The 15,432-nt window shown below is 65.0% G+C and carries 12 protein-coding genes; 5 read left to right on the top strand and 7 right to left on the bottom strand.

Going from position 1 to position 15,432, the window contains the following annotated elements:
• The first annotated feature begins 10 nt into the window (after positions 1 to 10).
• Both BBX35_RS18675 and BBX35_RS23480 read left to right on the top strand, forming a co-directional pair.
• Positions 11 to 1,231, top strand: a complete 1,221-nt coding sequence (locus BBX35_RS18675) for a lytic murein transglycosylase (RefSeq protein ID WP_067223297.1) — start codon at positions 11 to 13, stop codon at positions 1,229 to 1,231.
• A 67-nt stretch (positions 1,232 to 1,298) separates the two neighbouring features.
• Positions 1,299 to 1,868 carry a hypothetical protein gene (locus tag BBX35_RS23480; protein WP_141402605.1) on the top strand — a complete coding sequence of 190 codons (570 nt, stop codon included), beginning with the start codon at positions 1,299 to 1,301 and terminating at the stop codon, positions 1,866 to 1,868.
• 25 nt (positions 1,869 to 1,893) lie between these two features.
• On the opposite strand, the gene BBX35_RS18665 is transcribed toward BBX35_RS23480, so the two are convergent.
• The 7 genes from BBX35_RS18665 to BBX35_RS18635 all read right to left on the bottom strand — a co-directional run bounded on the left by BBX35_RS18665 (position 1,894) and on the right by BBX35_RS18635 (position 12,473).
• Positions 1,894 to 3,537, bottom strand: a complete 1,644-nt coding sequence (locus BBX35_RS18665; RefSeq protein ID WP_067223292.1) for an ABC transporter ATP-binding protein — start codon at positions 3,535 to 3,537, stop codon at positions 1,894 to 1,896.
• A 7-nt stretch (positions 3,538 to 3,544) separates the two neighbouring features.
• Positions 3,545 to 4,711 (bottom strand): ABC transporter permease, encoded by a 1,167-nt coding sequence (locus tag BBX35_RS18660; RefSeq protein ID WP_067223290.1) that lies wholly within the window; start codon positions 4,709 to 4,711, stop codon positions 3,545 to 3,547.
• A 4-nt stretch (positions 4,712 to 4,715) separates the two neighbouring features.
• A complete protein-coding gene (locus tag BBX35_RS18655) occupies positions 4,716 to 5,825 on the bottom strand; it encodes a microcin C ABC transporter permease YejB (RefSeq protein WP_067223996.1) in 1,110 nt (369 codons plus the stop codon).
• Between the two features lie 92 nt (positions 5,826 to 5,917).
• A complete protein-coding gene (locus BBX35_RS18650; RefSeq protein ID WP_067223284.1) occupies positions 5,918 to 7,849 on the bottom strand; it encodes an extracellular solute-binding protein in 1,932 nt (643 codons plus the stop codon).
• Positions 7,849 to 9,783, bottom strand: a complete 1,935-nt coding sequence (locus BBX35_RS18645) for an extracellular solute-binding protein (protein WP_244271662.1) — start codon at positions 9,781 to 9,783, stop codon at positions 7,849 to 7,851. The genes BBX35_RS18650 and BBX35_RS18645 overlap by 1 nt, the downstream gene beginning before the upstream one ends.
• 176 nt (positions 9,784 to 9,959) lie before the next feature.
• Positions 9,960 to 11,348: a diguanylate cyclase domain-containing protein gene (locus tag BBX35_RS18640; protein ID WP_067223281.1), complete on the bottom strand. Its 1,389-nt coding sequence runs from the start codon at positions 11,346 to 11,348 to the stop codon at positions 9,960 to 9,962.
• 351 nt (positions 11,349 to 11,699) lie between these two features.
• Positions 11,700 to 12,473, bottom strand: a complete 774-nt coding sequence (locus BBX35_RS18635; protein ID WP_067223278.1) for a c-type cytochrome — start codon at positions 12,471 to 12,473, stop codon at positions 11,700 to 11,702.
• Between the two features lie 204 nt (positions 12,474 to 12,677).
• Here BBX35_RS18635 and BBX35_RS18630 point away from each other — a divergent pair, with 204 nt between their 5' ends.
• The 3 genes from BBX35_RS18630 to BBX35_RS18620 are packed head-to-tail and all read left to right on the top strand — an operon-like array spanning position 12,678 to position 15,392.
• Positions 12,678 to 13,442, top strand: coding sequence for a 3-deoxy-manno-octulosonate cytidylyltransferase (locus tag BBX35_RS18630; protein WP_083206431.1), 765 nt, complete (start codon positions 12,678 to 12,680; stop codon positions 13,440 to 13,442).
• Between the two features lie 13 nt (positions 13,443 to 13,455).
• On the top strand, positions 13,456 to 14,346 hold the full coding sequence (locus BBX35_RS18625; RefSeq protein ID WP_067223276.1) for a prephenate dehydratase: 891 nt from the start codon (positions 13,456 to 13,458) through the stop codon (positions 14,344 to 14,346).
• Between the two features lie 44 nt (positions 14,347 to 14,390).
• Positions 14,391 to 15,392: an adenosine kinase gene (locus BBX35_RS18620; RefSeq protein ID WP_067223273.1), complete on the top strand. Its 1,002-nt coding sequence runs from the start codon at positions 14,391 to 14,393 to the stop codon at positions 15,390 to 15,392.
• Positions 15,393 to 15,432: the final 40 nt, after the last annotated feature.

Below are 15,432 nucleotides of genomic sequence, written 5' to 3'. Positions count from 1 at the left end.
ACGGATCGTCATGCACCGCGCCCTGCCCGCCCTTCTCGCTTCGCTCGCAGTTCTGCTCGCAACGCTCTGCGCCCCGACCGCCCAGGCGCAGCAGGGGATGCAAGCCAAGTTCGACCGGTTCCTCGAAACGCGCATCATTCCGGCCGCCCGCGCGGCCGGAGTGCCGCAGGACGTGATCCGGCGGGAGCTCTCGGGCCTGTCGCCCGACACCTCACTACCGGGCCTCGGCGATCCCGACGGGCCGGAGCGGCCGCCCTCGGTCAACTATCAGTCCGAGTTCCGCGCCCCGGCCGGATATTTCCGCGACAACCAGTTCAACGCGCTGGCCGCACAGGGCCGCCGCCTGGCGCAGACGCATGCCGCGACCCTCTCGCGGATCGAGGCGCGTTACGGCGTCCCGTCACGGATCATCCTTGCGATCTGGGCTCGCGAGTCCGGCTATGGCGCGGCCCGTATCCCCTACGATGCGCTGCGAACCCTTGCGACCCGCGCCTTCATGGGAACCCGCCGCGACTTCTTCGCCGAGGAGACCGTCGCGGCCCTGCAGATCCTTGCGGACGGGCACATCACTCGTGCGGATCTGCGCAGCTCCTGGGGCGGTGCGCTCGGCCAACCGCAGTTCCTGCCCTCCAGTTTCCTCCGCCTTGCGGTGGATTTCGATGGTGACGGCAAGCGCGACATCTGGCGCTCGGTGCCGGACACGCTGGCCTCGATCGCCAACTATCTCGCCTGGCACGGCTGGGTGAAGGGGCGAGACTGGGGCTATGAGGCCGAGGTTCCCGCCTCCGTCTCCTGCTCGCGCGAGGGTCCCGACAAGGGCCAGCCGATCTCGGCCTGGGTCCGGGAAGGCGTCAGCCGGGTCAAGGACCGTCCGTTTCCGCAACACGAGCTGGCGCAGCCGGGCTTTCTCCTGATGCCGGCCGGGCGCAACGGCCCGGCCTTCATCGCCACCGACAATTTCTATGTGCTGAAGGCCTACAACGAATCCGACGTCTACGCGCTGTTCGTCGGCCATCTGGCGGACCGTTACGGCAACAATGCCGGCTTCGTGCAAGGCTGGAAGGACGTGAAGACCCGCTCGCGCGGCGCCGTGCGCGACCTGCAGCTTGACCTGGAGGCCAAGGGCCACGATGTCGGCGGGGCCGACGGGCTGATCGGCTTCAAGACCCGCCGCACCCTCGGCCTCGAACAGGAGAAGGCCGGACGGCGAGCGACATGCTGGCTGGAGTGATTGCCGAGAGGAATGACGAGCCTGTAACGCACCATTCCAATAGTCATCCATAGCAGGAGGATGGATGATGCCGGAACTGATTACACTCGATGACTTCCACCAAACAACCGTCGCTGGTGCAGCCGTTTGGGATTACACCAACACTGCCAAGCCCACGTTCTTCGGCGCAACCGATTCGACCGGTTCATTCAAGCCGACTACCCCTGTTCCCAAAAGTCTGCGGATCGTTGCTCGTGGCTATGTGCCTGTCGACCTTGTTCAGGGGCTCCGCTCGTCCACCCGGCCGAAAATGATCAAGCTTCACCCGGGCACTTATTCCGGCTTCATGCCCGATGCCGGGATGACGACATGGAAAGCCGACAACAAGCCGCTCCTGATACAGTTCACGGCCGCCGGCCTGACACGATCAGGACGCGATGTCCGCGACCTCAAGGCAAGTGAGTATTTTCAGTACAAATGCGTCGAGGATGAACAGTGGGCTGAACTCAAGACGCGCAGCAACACGTTCCCGACTTTCGGCAAGGAATTCACCACGCCGATCTACGACCTGAACATGCTGCGTTTTCCAGAACCCGGCATCATGCTTGCCCACATCGCCAACACCGGCGTCGAGGTGCGTTTCACCCGGTGCAACTGACAGAACTTTTCGGAGCGGCTCGCTCCTACTCGCTGACGATTCCGGTGTCCGCCGTTTCCATGCGGAAGGCGGCGGCCATAAGCGCCTTGGTGTAGTCGGTCTTCGGCGCGTCGAAGACATCGACGGCCGCTCCCGCCTCCACCACCTTGCCGGACCGCATGACGATCACCTCGTTGGCGAGCGCGCGCACCACCTTGAGATCGTGCGAGATGAAGAGATAGGCAAGGCCATGGCGCTTCTGCAGGTCGCGCAGCAGGTCGACCACCTGCGCCTGCACGCTCATGTCCAGCGCCGAAGTGGGCTCGTCGAGCATGACGAATTTCGGCTGCAGCACCATGGCGCGGGCGATGGAGATGCGCTGGCGCTGGCCGCCGGAGAACTCGTGCGGATAGCGGAAGCGGGTCTCGGCATCGAGCCCCACCTCGACCAGCGCAGCGGCGACCCTCGCGTCCCGCTCGTCCGCGGAGATGCCGGGGAAATGCACGGCCAGCCCCTCGCCGACGATGTCGGCCACCGACATGCGCGGGCTGAGCGAGCCGAACGGATCCTGGAAGACGATCTGCATGTCGCGGCGCAGCGGACGCATGTCTTTCCACGACAGCGTATCGATCTCGCGGGCCCCGAAGCGGATCTTGCCCGTGGAGGAAATCATCCGCAGCAGGGCGAGGCCGAGCGTCGTCTTGCCGGAGCCGCTTTCGCCGACGATGCCGAGCGTCTGGCCCTCGCGGACCGTCACGTCGATGCCGTCGACCGCCTTGATGTGGTCAACGGTCCGGCGCAGCAGGCCGCGCTTGACCGGGAACCACACCTTCACGTCGCGCGCTTCCACCACCACCGGCCGGCTCTCGTCCGTTACCGGCGGCTTACCCTTGGGCTCGGCTGCGATCAGGTGGCGGGTGTATTCATGCTGCGGATTCTCGAAGACCTCGCGCACGGTCCCGCTTTCGACGATCTTGCCTTTCGTCATCACGCAGACCCGGTCGGCCACCTTGCGCACGATGCCGAGGTCATGGGTGATGAAGAGCATCGCCATGCCGACGTCGCGCTGCAGCTCCTTGAGAAGCTTGAGGATCTGCGCCTGCACGGTGACATCGAGCGCGGTGGTCGGTTCGTCCGCGATGAGCAGATCCGGCTCGTTGGCGAGCGCCATGGCGATCATCACGCGCTGGCGCTGACCGCCGGAGAGCTGGTGCGGATAGCTCTGCAGTCGGCTCTCGGGATCGCGGATGCCGACTTGGTCGAGCAGTTGCACCACGCGCGCACGCGCCGCGGTCTCGCCCATGCCGCGATGCAGCTTCAAGACCTCGGCGATCTGCTTTTCCACCGTATGCAGCGGATTGAGCGAGGTCATCGGCTCCTGGAAGATCATCGAGATCTCGTTGCCGCGGATGCGCCGGAGCGCCGCCTCGTCGGCCTTGAGCACATCCTCGCCCTTGAACAGGATCTCGCCGGTCGGGTGCGAGGCCGAGGGATAGGGCAGCAGCTTCACCGCCGAAAGAGCGGAGACCGACTTGCCCGAGCCGGATTCGCCGACCAGCGCCACCGTTTCGCCGGGACCGATGTCGAAGGAGATGCGGTCGACCGCCGTCTGCGTGACGCCGTTCTGGGTGAAGGCGACCGAGAGCTCGCGGACGGAGAGCAGCGGCCGTTTGGTCTGTTCGCTGGTCATGGGGTCCTCACACGAAACTCTTGCGCGGGTCGAACGCGTCGCGCACCGCTTCGCCGATGAAAATCAGCAGGCTGAGCATGGTCGAGATGACGATGAAGCCGGTGATGCCGAGCCACGGCGCCTGCAGGTTGTTCTTGCCCTGCGCCAGCAATTCCCCGAGCGAGGCCGAGCCCGGCGGCAGGCCGAAGCCGAGGAAGTCCAGCGCCGTCAGGGTGGAGATCGAACCGTTCAGGATGAAGGGCATGAAGGTCAGCGTCGCCACCATCGCGTTGGGCAGCAGGTGCCGCCACATGATCGTGGCATTGCCGACGCCGAGCGCCTTCGCCGCCGTGACGTATTCGAAGTTTCGGGCGCGCAGGAACTCCGCCCGCACCACGCCCACCAGCGCCACCCAGGAGAAGGCGAGCAGGATGGTGAAGAGCGTCCAGAAACCCGGGATCAGCACCGACGAGACGATCAGGATCAGGTAGAGCGTCGGGATCGCCGTCCAGATCTCGATGAAGCGCTGGAACAGAAGGTCGACCCAGCCGCCGTAATAGCCCTGCACCGCGCCGGCCCCGATGCCGATCACCGAAGAGGCAAGCGTGAGAGCCAGGCCGAACAGGACGGAGATGCGGAAGCCGTAGACCAGCCGTGCGACGACATCGCGGCCCTGGTCGTCGGTGCCGAGCCAGTTCCAGTTGCCAAGCGTGCAGTTGGGGTCCTCGGCACCGAGCGGATAGCGGCTGCAGCGCTCCTGCTTGTCGAGCATCCACGAGGGCGGCGCGGGCGCCGGCACCGGAATCTCGTTGTTGACCGTGCGATAGGAGTAGCGGATCGGCGGCCACAGCATCCAGCCGTTGGCGTTGATCTCCTCCTGGATAAACGGGTCGCGATAGTCGGTCACCGCCAGGAAGCCGCCGAACTTCTCTTCCGGATAGTCGACGAAGATCGGCGCCAGGACCTCGTCCTTGTAGACGACGACGATCGGGCGGTCGTTGACGAGGAACTCGGCAACAAGCGACAGGCCGAACAGGACGAGGAAGATCCAGAACGACCAGTAGCCGCGCCGGTTGGCCTTGAAGTTGGTCAGACGGCGCCGGTTGATCGGCGACAGCCAGCCCTTCGGCCGGCCGGAGGGCGCGCCGGCCGCAGCGGTTGCGGTGGTGCCGGCAGTTTCTGTCCGCAGGTCCATGGCCTCAGACCTCCCGGCTCTCGAAATCGATCCGCGGATCGATCCAGGTGTAGGTCAGGTCGGAGACGAGGTTCACCAGCAGGCCCATCAGCGAGAAGATGTAGAGCGTCGCGAAAACGACCGCATAGTCGCGATTGATCACCGCCTCGAAGCCGAGCAGGCCCAGCCCGTCGAGCGAGAAGATCGTCTCGATCAGCAGCGAGCCGGCAAAGAAGGACGAGATGAAGGCGCCCGGGAAACCGGCGATCACGATCAGCATCGCGTTGCGGAAGACGTGACCGTAGAGCACCTGCCGCTCGTTCAGGCCCTTGGCGCGGGCCGTCTGGACATATTGCTTGCGGATCTCGTCGAGAAACGAGTTCTTGGTCAGCAGCGTCACCGTCGCGAAGGCGGACAGCACCATCGCGGTCAGCGGCAAGGCCAGGTGCCAGAAGTAGTCGACGATGCGCGCGGGCCAGGACAGCTGCTCCCAGTTCTCCGACGTGAGCCCCCGCAACGGGAACCAGTCGAGGAACGAACCGCCGGCGAACAGCACGATCAGGAGCACCGCGAAGAGGAAGCCGGGGATCGCATAGCCCACCACGATCACCGCGGAGGTCCACACGTCGAAGCGCGTGCCGTCGCGCACCGCCTTGCGGATGCCAAGCGGAATGGAGATCGCGTAGGAGATAAACGTCATCCAGAGCCCGAGCGAGATCGACACGGGCATCTTCTCGATGATCAGGTCGATCACCGAGATGTCGCGGAAGTAGCTCTCGCCGAAATCGAAGCGGGCATAGTCCCACAGCATCCCGGCAAACCGCTCGAGCGGCGGCTTGTCGAAGCCGAACTGACGTTCCAGCTCCTTGATGAATTCCGGATCGAGGCCCTGTGCGCCGCGATATCGCGAGCCGGCGGAGGCAGCGTCTCCGGCCGTATCGGCACCGCTGCCGGCAAAGTCGCCGCCGCCGCCCGAAATACGCGCGGTGGCGGACACATCGGTCCCCTGGAGCTGGGCGATGACCCGTTCCACCGGCCCGCCGGGGGCGAACTGGATGATGACGAAATTGATGGCCATGATGCCGACGAGGGTCGGTACGATCAGCAACAGCCGGCGCAGGATGTAGGCGCCCATCGTGTCAGCGATCCCTTTGTTGCCGGTCGCCGGCCAGCTCATCCGCCGGGCCGCGACCGCAATGTCTGGTGCGTTGGAGCATGCGGCTCATGTCAGCGCATGCCGATTCGCTCCGCGCTCTCCCGGTCGTACCACCAAAGGAGTTCGGGTGCGAAATCATGCGTGGGCGGAACTTCGGGGTGTCCGAACACATCCCACATGGCGACGGTGTGCACCGCCTTGTACCATTGCGGCACCCAGTAGTAGCCAGCACGCAGGATCCGATCCAGCGCACGGGCGGCCACCGTCATCTCCTCGCGGCTGGCGGCCGAGAGGATCTTGTCGATCATCGCGTCCACCGCCGGATCGGCGATGCCGGACAGATTGGTGGAGCCGGGCTGGCTCGCCGCCTCCGAGCCCCACATCTGGCGAATCTCCTCACCGAGCGTCGGCGCCAGGGCGTATCGCCGGGAGACGATGTCGAAATCGTAGTCGTTGATGCGCGACTGGTACTGCGCCGGATCGACCACGCGGAAGTTCGCCTTGATGCCGAGCCGTTCGAGATTGCCGATATAGGGCAGGGTCACGCGCTCGAAGGTCGTGGTGTTCGACAGGAATTCGAAGGTCAACGGCTCGCCGCTCGGCAATAGCAGGCGCGCCCCATCCCGCCGGCAGCCCGCCTCGCGCAAGAGCCTGTCGGCCTCGCGCAGCATGGATCGGTCCTGACCGGACCCGTCCGAGACCGGCGGCAGGATCGCCGGGCCGAACGCCTCGTCCGGGATCTTGCCGCGCCATGGCTCCAGCAACGCCAGTTCGGCCGCGTCGGGCTCGCCCTCCGCCAGCATCGGCGAATTCTGGAAGAACGAACTGGTGCGCTTGTAGGCGTCGAAAAACAGCAAGGTGTTGGTCCATTCGAAATCGAACACCAGGCCCAGCGCCCTGCGGACACGCGGATCGGAGAACTTGTCCCGGCGCAGGTTCATGAACCAGCCTTGCGCCCCGGCGGGACGCCCGTCGGGGATTTCCTCGCGGATCACCCGGCCGTCCTCGACAGCGGGGAAATTGTATTCCGTCGCCCAGGTGCGTGCGGTGAACTCCTCGCGGAAGGTCATCACGCCCTTCTTGAAGGCCTCGAAATCCACCTGACGATCGCGGAAGAACTCCAGACGGATACGGTCGAAATTGTAGTGGCCGCGGCTGACGGGCAGGTCGGCCGCCCACCAGGTCTTGACCCGGTCGTACTCGACGAAGCGCCCGACCTCGTGCCGGCCCACCTTGTAGGGACCGGAAGACAGCGGCGGCGTCAGGGTAGTCTGGGCGAAGTCGTAGCGGGAATAGTAGGCCTTCGAGAGGATCGGCATGCCCGCCGCGATCAACGGCACCTTGCGCGACTGCTTGCCGGAGAACACCAAGGCGATCCTGTGCGGCCCCTCGACACGAGCCTCGGTGAGTTCGCGCAGGACCTGGCGGATCGAGGGATGCCCGAGCTCCTTGAGCGTGACCAGCGAGAAGGCGACATCCTCCGCGGTCAGCGGGCTCTCGTCGTGGAACCGCGCCTCGGGCCGCAGGGTGAAGGTGTAGACATTTCCGTTCTGCGAGACCTCGACGCTCTCCGCGACGAGGCCATACATCGCATCCGGCTCGTCCAGCGCCCGCACCATCAGCGTGTCGAAGCACATCTCCATGCGCGGAGGCGCATCGCCCTTCAAGATCAAAGTGTTGAAACTGTTGAAGGTCTGCGGGTTCTGATTATAGGCCCAGGACGGCGCCGAGAAAATGATGCGGCCGTCCTTCGGCGCATCTGGCACGGCATAGTCGAAATGCGAGAAGTCCGCCGGATATTTCAGGTCGCCGAACACGGACAGTCCGTGGCGCGGCGCCGTTGCATCTGCGGCTTGGGTCTCCGTTGCAGCGCGTGGCGAACGACCGGTCAGCGGCAGCAGCGTCGCCGCACAGAAGGCCAGCGCGCCCCCAAGAACCTGTCGTCGATCCGGTCCCGCCGACGCAAGATCTGCAGCGGGGACCGTCTTGCGATCCTGCGTCATCACTGCGCCCCCCGAACAGCCGCTGCCTTTTCCGCATCCCACCACCAGATGGCCGGAAAGCCATGCGTGTATTCCGGCAGTTCCGCCGGGTGCGAGAACCTGTTCCAGCGGGCCGTGCGGTCGACGTCGGAATAAAACTGCGGCACCACATAATGGTTCCACAGCAGAACCCGGTCGAGCGCATGGGTGGCAGCGACCAGTTCGTCGCGATCCTTGGCGAAAATGACGCGCTCGATCAGCTTGTCGACGGCAGGATCCTTGATGCCGCCATAGTTGCGCGACTGCGGGCGGTCGGCGGCCTCCGAGCCCCAGAAATCGCGCTGCTCGTTGCCTGGCGACAGGGATTGCCCCCAGACCAGCGTGGCCATGTCGAAGTCGCGGTTCTGCACGCGGTTGATGTATTGCGGCACGTCGATGAGGCGAAGCACCGTCTTGACGCCGATATTTTCCAGATTCTTCGTATAGGGAAGAAGCCCCCGCTCGGCCGACCGGTCAAAGTAGATGAACTCGATGCTGAACTGTTCGCCGGTCTTCGCGTCGACCATGCGCCCACCGTCGAGCTTGTACCCCGCCTCGCGGAAAAGCCTCACGGCCTGACGCAGGTTCTCGCGCACGTTCTGCGGATTGCCGCCGACCGGGTTTTCAAAGGGCTTGGTGAATACCTCGGGCGGCACCTCGTCGCGCACGGTCTCCAGGATTTCCAGTTCCTTGCCGGTCGGCAGCCCCGAGGAGGCAAGCTCCGTGCCGGCGAAATAGGAGCCGATCCGCTTGTGCAACCCGGCCGAGACGACCGCATTGGTCGTCTCGAAATCATAGGCATAGTTGAGCGCTTCACGAATCCGCGGATCCTGAAACTTCTCGCGGCGCAGGTTGGGGACATAGGCCTGCATGCGGCCGCTGGCCTTGTTCGGGAATTCCTCCAGCACCACGCGCCCGTCGCGCACGGCGGGGAAATCATAGGCCTTGGACCAGACGTTGGCGCTCAGCTCTTCCCGAAAATCGTACTGATCGCCCTTGAAGGCCTCCAGCTCGACGGCGGAATCCAGAAACACATCGTATCGCACGACGTCGAAATTATACGACCCGATGCGCACCGGGTGCTCTTTCGCCCAGTAGTCCTCGACACGCTCGTAGACGATGTTGCGGCCGGGCTCGAAAGAGCGAATGCGATAGGGACCGGATCCGAGCGGCGGCTCCAGCGTCCCGCGCGCGATGTCGCGCGGCTTGCCGTCGGAACCGGTGCCTTCCCACCAGTGCTTGGGCAGGATGATCAACTGACCGACGATCTTGGGCAGCTCGCGGTTGCCGGCGGAATCGAAGGAAAAGCGGATGACGTTCTCGCCTGCCGGCTCGGCCTTCTCGACATGGCGATAGTAGAAGGCCTGGCTCGGGTTGACCTCCTTGATCTTTTCGAAGCTCCAGATCACGTCGTCGACGCTGATCGGCGTTCCGTCCTGCCAGCGCGCCTGCGGATTGAGACGGTACTCCACCCAGGAATAATCGGCCGGATAGCGCATCGCCTCGGCGATCAACCCGTACTCGGAATTGATGTTGATCTCGTCGAGAGCGGGCTCCAACAGCGAATCGTACATCAGCCCGAGACCCGGGGCCGGGTTGCCCTTGGACAGGACCGGATTGAGCGTGTCGAAACCTCGACTTTCACCGAGACGCACGATGCCGCCCTTCGGCGCATCGGGATTGACGTAATCGAAATGCTTGAAGTCGGCGGGGTATTTCGGCTCACCGGTCAGGGCGGACCCATGGCGCCATTGCGGCTCTTCCTGCGCCCACGCAGCCGAAAGTCCGGCCAGCACCAGACACAGCGCTACCAGAGGCAGGGTCAGGATCCACGGGACGGCGGGCTGCTGCCGGGTGTCGGCGCGCCCCTTGCTGGATGACTTGAGAAAAGTGCTCTGGCGGTCTGTCTGCATCATGGCGATTGAACGGATCCGTCTGTCTTGCGGCGCCACGCGCCTTCATGGCCACGCGGCTGCGCCGGCGTTGTTGCCCTGAAGACATATTAGGGAGTTGTGCCGCCCGCCGACAGACGTGAAACGCTTCATGACGAAAGTTTAATCGTGACGCACCGCCCCGGCGGGCTGCGTCCGGGTCAGGCGGCGGCGAGCTTTTCGCGGTACATGCGCTGATCGGCGAGCTCGAGAATCTCGGGGATCGTCGTCGCATCGTCCGGATAGACCGCCCACCCTACACTGGCGCGGATGGCGATGACATGGTCGCCGGTGCGAACCGGCTCACTGACCGCCTGGCGCAGCCGCTCCGCGATATTCGAGGTGCTCTGGTAATGAGTCATGCCCGGAACCACGACGACGAATTCGTCGCCGCCGATCCGCGCGATCGTGTCGGATTCCCGCGTTTCCTGGCGTAGCCGCTTGCCGACCTCGCGCAGGACCATATCGCCCACCGCATGACCGAACGTGTCGTTGATGGGCTTGAACGCGTTGAGGTCGACGAAGAAGACCTGGAAACCGAGCCCTGTCCTTTCGCTGAGCGCGGCCAGCTGCTCCAGCCGGTCCTCCAGCAGGCGACGGTTCGGCAGGCCGGTCAGGGCATCGTGCAGGGCCATGGACCGAGCCCGTTGCTGGGCGATCACCACCATTGCCGAAAGGAAGGCGATCGCGAAGGTGACGCCGAAGCCGACCAGCCGGGCGATGCGGACTTCCGGCGAGTTCGTCGTCCAGCCGCCGACCGGGCGGCTCGCCATCTGCCATGTGCCATTCGGCAGGTTGACCGGCAGGACCACCGCACCTCCTTCGAACAGCTCCGGATCGCCGAGAACCATCCCCCCGACGGGGCCGAGACCATCGGCGCCGCGGATCGCGAACTGATAACCGTTCATCTCCTGGCGGATGCCGGCATCCTCGAACAGCGCGTCCATGTCGATCACCACGGAGGCTATCCCCCAGTACCGGCGTTCGGCATTGCCCTCGTCCTCGTCGACAGGGATCAGCACCGGCGAGCGCGCGATCAGGGCGCGCCCGCCCTGCACCAGGTTGACCGGGCCGGCCACAACGGTGCGGCGCTCGTCCATCACCCGCTGCACGACCGGCCACTGCGCCTCGTTCTTGCTGTAGTCGAGACCGAGCGCCCGAAGATTGCCGAGCAGGGGATAGACGTAGCGAACCACGTTGTCCGGAGCCAGGGCAATGAGCTTCACATGATTGTTGAGCGAGGAAATCTCCTCTGCAAACCGGCGAAACTGACGCTGGGTGAGATCGCTGTTGATCGCCGTGAAGCTGACCAGCCCCTGGGAGATGTAAAGCGTCGCGCCGATTGTGCCCTCGAGCCTGGCTCGCGCCTCGGACAGGCGGGACAGCGTTTCGTTCTGCAAGCGCTTCTGGGCGTTTTCCGTCAGCAAGGAGGAGATGTAGCCCGTGAGCGCGACACCGAGGACACTGATGAATGCGACGACGGCAAAGGCGACCGCCCGATGCTTCCATCGGATCCGTGCCAGTTCCTTGCCACCGGACGCCTGCGTCATCGCCCCTCGCTCGCCAACACCACGCACATGGAGGCGGCCTGTCCGACCCGCGAGGCTCTCGCTGGGTCCGACGCCCCCATACCTGATAAAACTGCGTATCACGTACCGGTTAAAGAGGTATTTGCAGACGAATGGCGACCGCATCCTGGGGTCGACATCTGGACTCCCCCGCAAACCGCAAGGGTTATAGCCGAAAGTTGCCCGCCGTCACAGCAGGAACGCAGGGGAAATGAACTCTTGAAACCTTGCCGAATAACGCCTGAAAGAAACGGAAAACGAAAAAGGCCGGGCTTTCGCCCGGCCTCCTGAATTTCCCTCGAAAGCTGCGGCTTGAGCGCCGCCGCTTCTGCCTTACTGAGCCTGGGTGCCCTGTGCCGGGGTCTCGGCAGCCGGGGCCTCCGTCGCGGGAGCGTCGGCCGCCGGAGCCTCGGTGGCAGGCGCTTCAGTGGCAGGAGCCTCGGTTGCAGGAGCTTCAGCAGCCGGAGCTTCAGCCGCGGGCGTCTCGGCAGCCGCCGGAGCGTCAGCAGCGGGGGCCTCGGCAGCGGGAGCCTCAGCAGCCGGAGCTTCAGCCGCGGGCGGCTCCGGAAGCGGCTGCGGATTGTCCGACAGCGTGCGCAGATAGGCGATCAGGTTGGCGCGATCCTCGGGCTTGCGCATGCCGGCATAGCCCATCGACGTGCCCGAGACTTCCTGGCGCGGCGCGGTCAGGAAGTGATCGAGATTCTCGTAGGTCCAGGCTTCGTGCTCCTGGGCATAGGCCTGCATGCCGCTGGAGTAGCGGAACCCTTCGTGGGTCGCCGGCGCGCGGCCGACCACCTGCCAGAGGCCCGGGCCAACCTTGTTGGTGTTGGCGCTGGAAAAGTCGTGGCAGGACGCGCAAGCTCGGGTGAGCTTCTCGCCATCTTCTGCCGATGCGGTCTGCAGGCGAGCAGCGATCGGCTCGACCTGGGGAGCCTCCTCGGCCGGCGCCGAACCGGTGTCCGCCTCGGCCACGACGATCTCGTAGCCCGGCTTTTCCGGCGCATCCTGGTGGAACACGATTTCCGACACGATGCCGAGGCCCATCGTGAGGAGGAGGACGGACAGGATCGCACCCGCGATCATATTTAGCTTGGCAGAATTCATTCCCGCTGGCTCCAACTCCCTCGGTTGCTGCAAGGCCAATGCGAGAAGGCCCCGCGCAACGCGGCGCGTGGTGAAAAAGTCGCCGGAAACTACAAAGTTTTTGACGCTCGTGTCCATAGGTTTAAAAGGGCAGTCCATGATACAAATCATCGCACGTTGCCGCCGGGCGTGCCCCGCACCCTTCCGGCGCCCGAAAGGCCGCCCGTGACGACCCCTGCCTCCCTGTCCGCCCTGGTGGTGATCCCGGCGCGTATGGCGTCCACGCGGCTGCCCGACAAACCCCTCGCACTCATTGCCGGCAAGCCGATGATCGCTCACGTGATCGATCGCGGAATGGCGGCCGAGATCGGCCCTGTCGTCGTCGCCTGCGACCATCCGGACATCAAGGCCGCTGTCGAGGCCGCCGGCGGAACGGCGGTGATGACGGATCCCGACCTGCCGAGCGGCTCCGACCGGGTGCGGGCGGCTGCAGAAGCCGTCGACCCGCAACGCGCCTACGACATCGTGCTCAACCTGCAGGGCGATGTGCCGCTGATCGATCCGGAAGCGATCCGCGCCGCCTTCGATCCCCTGTCCGACCCGGCCGTCGACATCGGGACCATCGCCACGGAAATCCGCAGCGAGGACGGGCGAACGGATCCCAGCTTCGTCAAGACAGTGGGAACGCCGATCGGCGAGCGCCGGCTGCGCGCGCTCTATTTCACCCGGGCAACGGCTCCGACCGGCCCGGGGCCGCTCTACCAGCATATCGGCCTTTACGCCTATCGCCGCGCCGCGCTCGACCGTTTCGTGTCCCTGCCGCCGTCTTCTCTCGAAAAGCGCGAGAGCCTGGAGCAATTGCGGGCGCTCGAAGCCGGCATGCGCATTGATGTCGGGCTGATCGACAGCGTGCCGATGGACGTCAACACGCCCCGCGATCTCGAAGCCGTGCGGGCCATCTTCGCATCCCGCGTCTCAAACCCCAGCTGATAACCGGTCGAACATGACGAACAAGAAGCGCATCGTCTTTCAGGGCGAGTACGGGGCCAACTCGCATATGGCCTGCCACAATGTCTATCCCGACTACGAGGCCGTGCCCTGCGCCACGTTCGAGGATTGCTTTACCGCGCTGGAAAGCGGCGATGCCGACCTCGGCATGATCCCGGTCGAGAACTCCGTCGCCGGCCGCGTGGCCGATATCCACCACTTGCTGCCGCAGTCCTCGCTGCAGATCATCGGCGAGTATTTCCTGCCCATCCGCTTCCAGCTGATGGGCCTGCCCGGCGCCCGGATCGAGCAGCTGAAGAGCGTGCAGAGCCACGTCATGGCTCTCGGCCAGTGCCGCAAGATCATCCGCGAGCTCGGCCTGCGCGCCATCGTGGGGGCGGACACCGCCGGCTCCGCGCGGCAGATCGCCGAGGCCGGCGATCCGAGCGCGTCCGCCCTGGCGCCGCAAATGGCCGCCGAAGCCTACGGACTGGAGATCCTGCGGCGGGATGTGGAGGACGAGGCCCACAACACCACACGCTTCCTCATCCTGTCGCGCGATGCGGTGCGTGCGCAGAACACCGGCCAGCCGGTCATCACCACCTTCATCTTCCGCGTGCGCAACGTACCCGCCGCGCTTTACAAGGCGCTCGGCGGCTTCGCCACCAACGGCGTCAACATGACCAAGCTGGAATCCTACCAGCTGGAAGGCCAGTTCTTCGCCTCCATGTTCTATGCGGACGTGGAAGGCCATCCGGAGGACCGCAGCGTCTCGCTGGCGCTGGAGGAACTGGAGTTCTTCTCCGCCGAGCTCAAGCTGCTCGGCATCTATCCGGCCAGCACGTTCCGCGACAAGATCCGCGAGCCCGAGGCCAACCGCGCCTTGCGTCCCACGCCCGGCATCTGACGAGCGTTTTCGCCCGACACCAGATTGAGGACAGTTCCACGACCATGACCAGCCAGCGCTTCGACACCCTTTGCATCGGCAATGCCATTTGCGACGTCTTCGCCCATGTGGAGGAGGATTTCCTCGTCCATGAAAAGCTCGTGAAGGGCTCGATGAGGCTGATCGACACCGAGGAGGCGGTGCGCCTTTACGGCAAGATGGGACAGACCACCCGCATTTCCGGTGGCAGCGCCGGCAACACGGCAGCCGGCGTTGCCGTGCTCGGCGGCGGTTCCGCCTATTTCGGCAAGGTTGCGGAAGACGAGCTCGGCGGCGCATTTCGCCATGACATGCGCGGTATCGGCGTGCATTTCGAAACGCCCGTGCTCGTCGACGGTCCGCCCACGGCACGCTCGATGATCCTGATCACCCCGGATGGCGAGCGGACCATGAACACCTATCTGGGTGCTTGCGTCGAGCTGTCCGAGAAGGACATCGATGCGGACACGGTCGCGGCGTCGGCGATCACCTACATGGAAGGCTACCTGTGGGATCCGCCCGCAGCCAAGGCCGCCTTCCTGAAGGCTGCCGAGATCGCCCATGCGAACGGCCGCAAGGTCAGCCTGACCCTTTCCGACAGCTTCTGCGTCGACCGCTACCGCTCCGAGTTCCTCGGCCTGCTGCGCGACGGCACGGTCGATCTGCTGTTTGCCAACGAGCACGAGCTGAAGGCTCTGTACGAGACGGCGGATCTCGACACCGCGATTACGGCGGTCCGCGAGGACTGCGCGACCACGGCGCTGACCCTCGGCGCTCACGGCGCCATGGCGATCTCGCGCGAGGAAACGGTGCGGGTTCCCGCTGCCGCGGTGACGGACGTCGTCGATCTGACCGGCGCCGGCGACCTGTTCGCGTCCGGCTTCCTGCTCGGCCAGGCCCGCAATTACGATTTCACGACCTCTGCGGAGCTCGGCTGCCTGTGCGCGGCGGAAGTCATTGCCCATGTCGGCGCCCGCCCCGAGCGGTCCTTGAAGCAGCTTGCGGAGCAGCAGGGTTTCGCTCTCTGAGCACCTGACGCCCCTTCGCATCGACGCAAAACAAAACGGC

Source organism: Stappia indica (assembly GCF_001696535.1).
Lineage (GTDB): Bacteria > Pseudomonadota > Alphaproteobacteria > Rhizobiales > Stappiaceae > Stappia > Stappia indica.
Note: the sequence above shows the minus strand (reverse complement) of the source record. Positions and strands in the feature narration are given on the sequence as shown.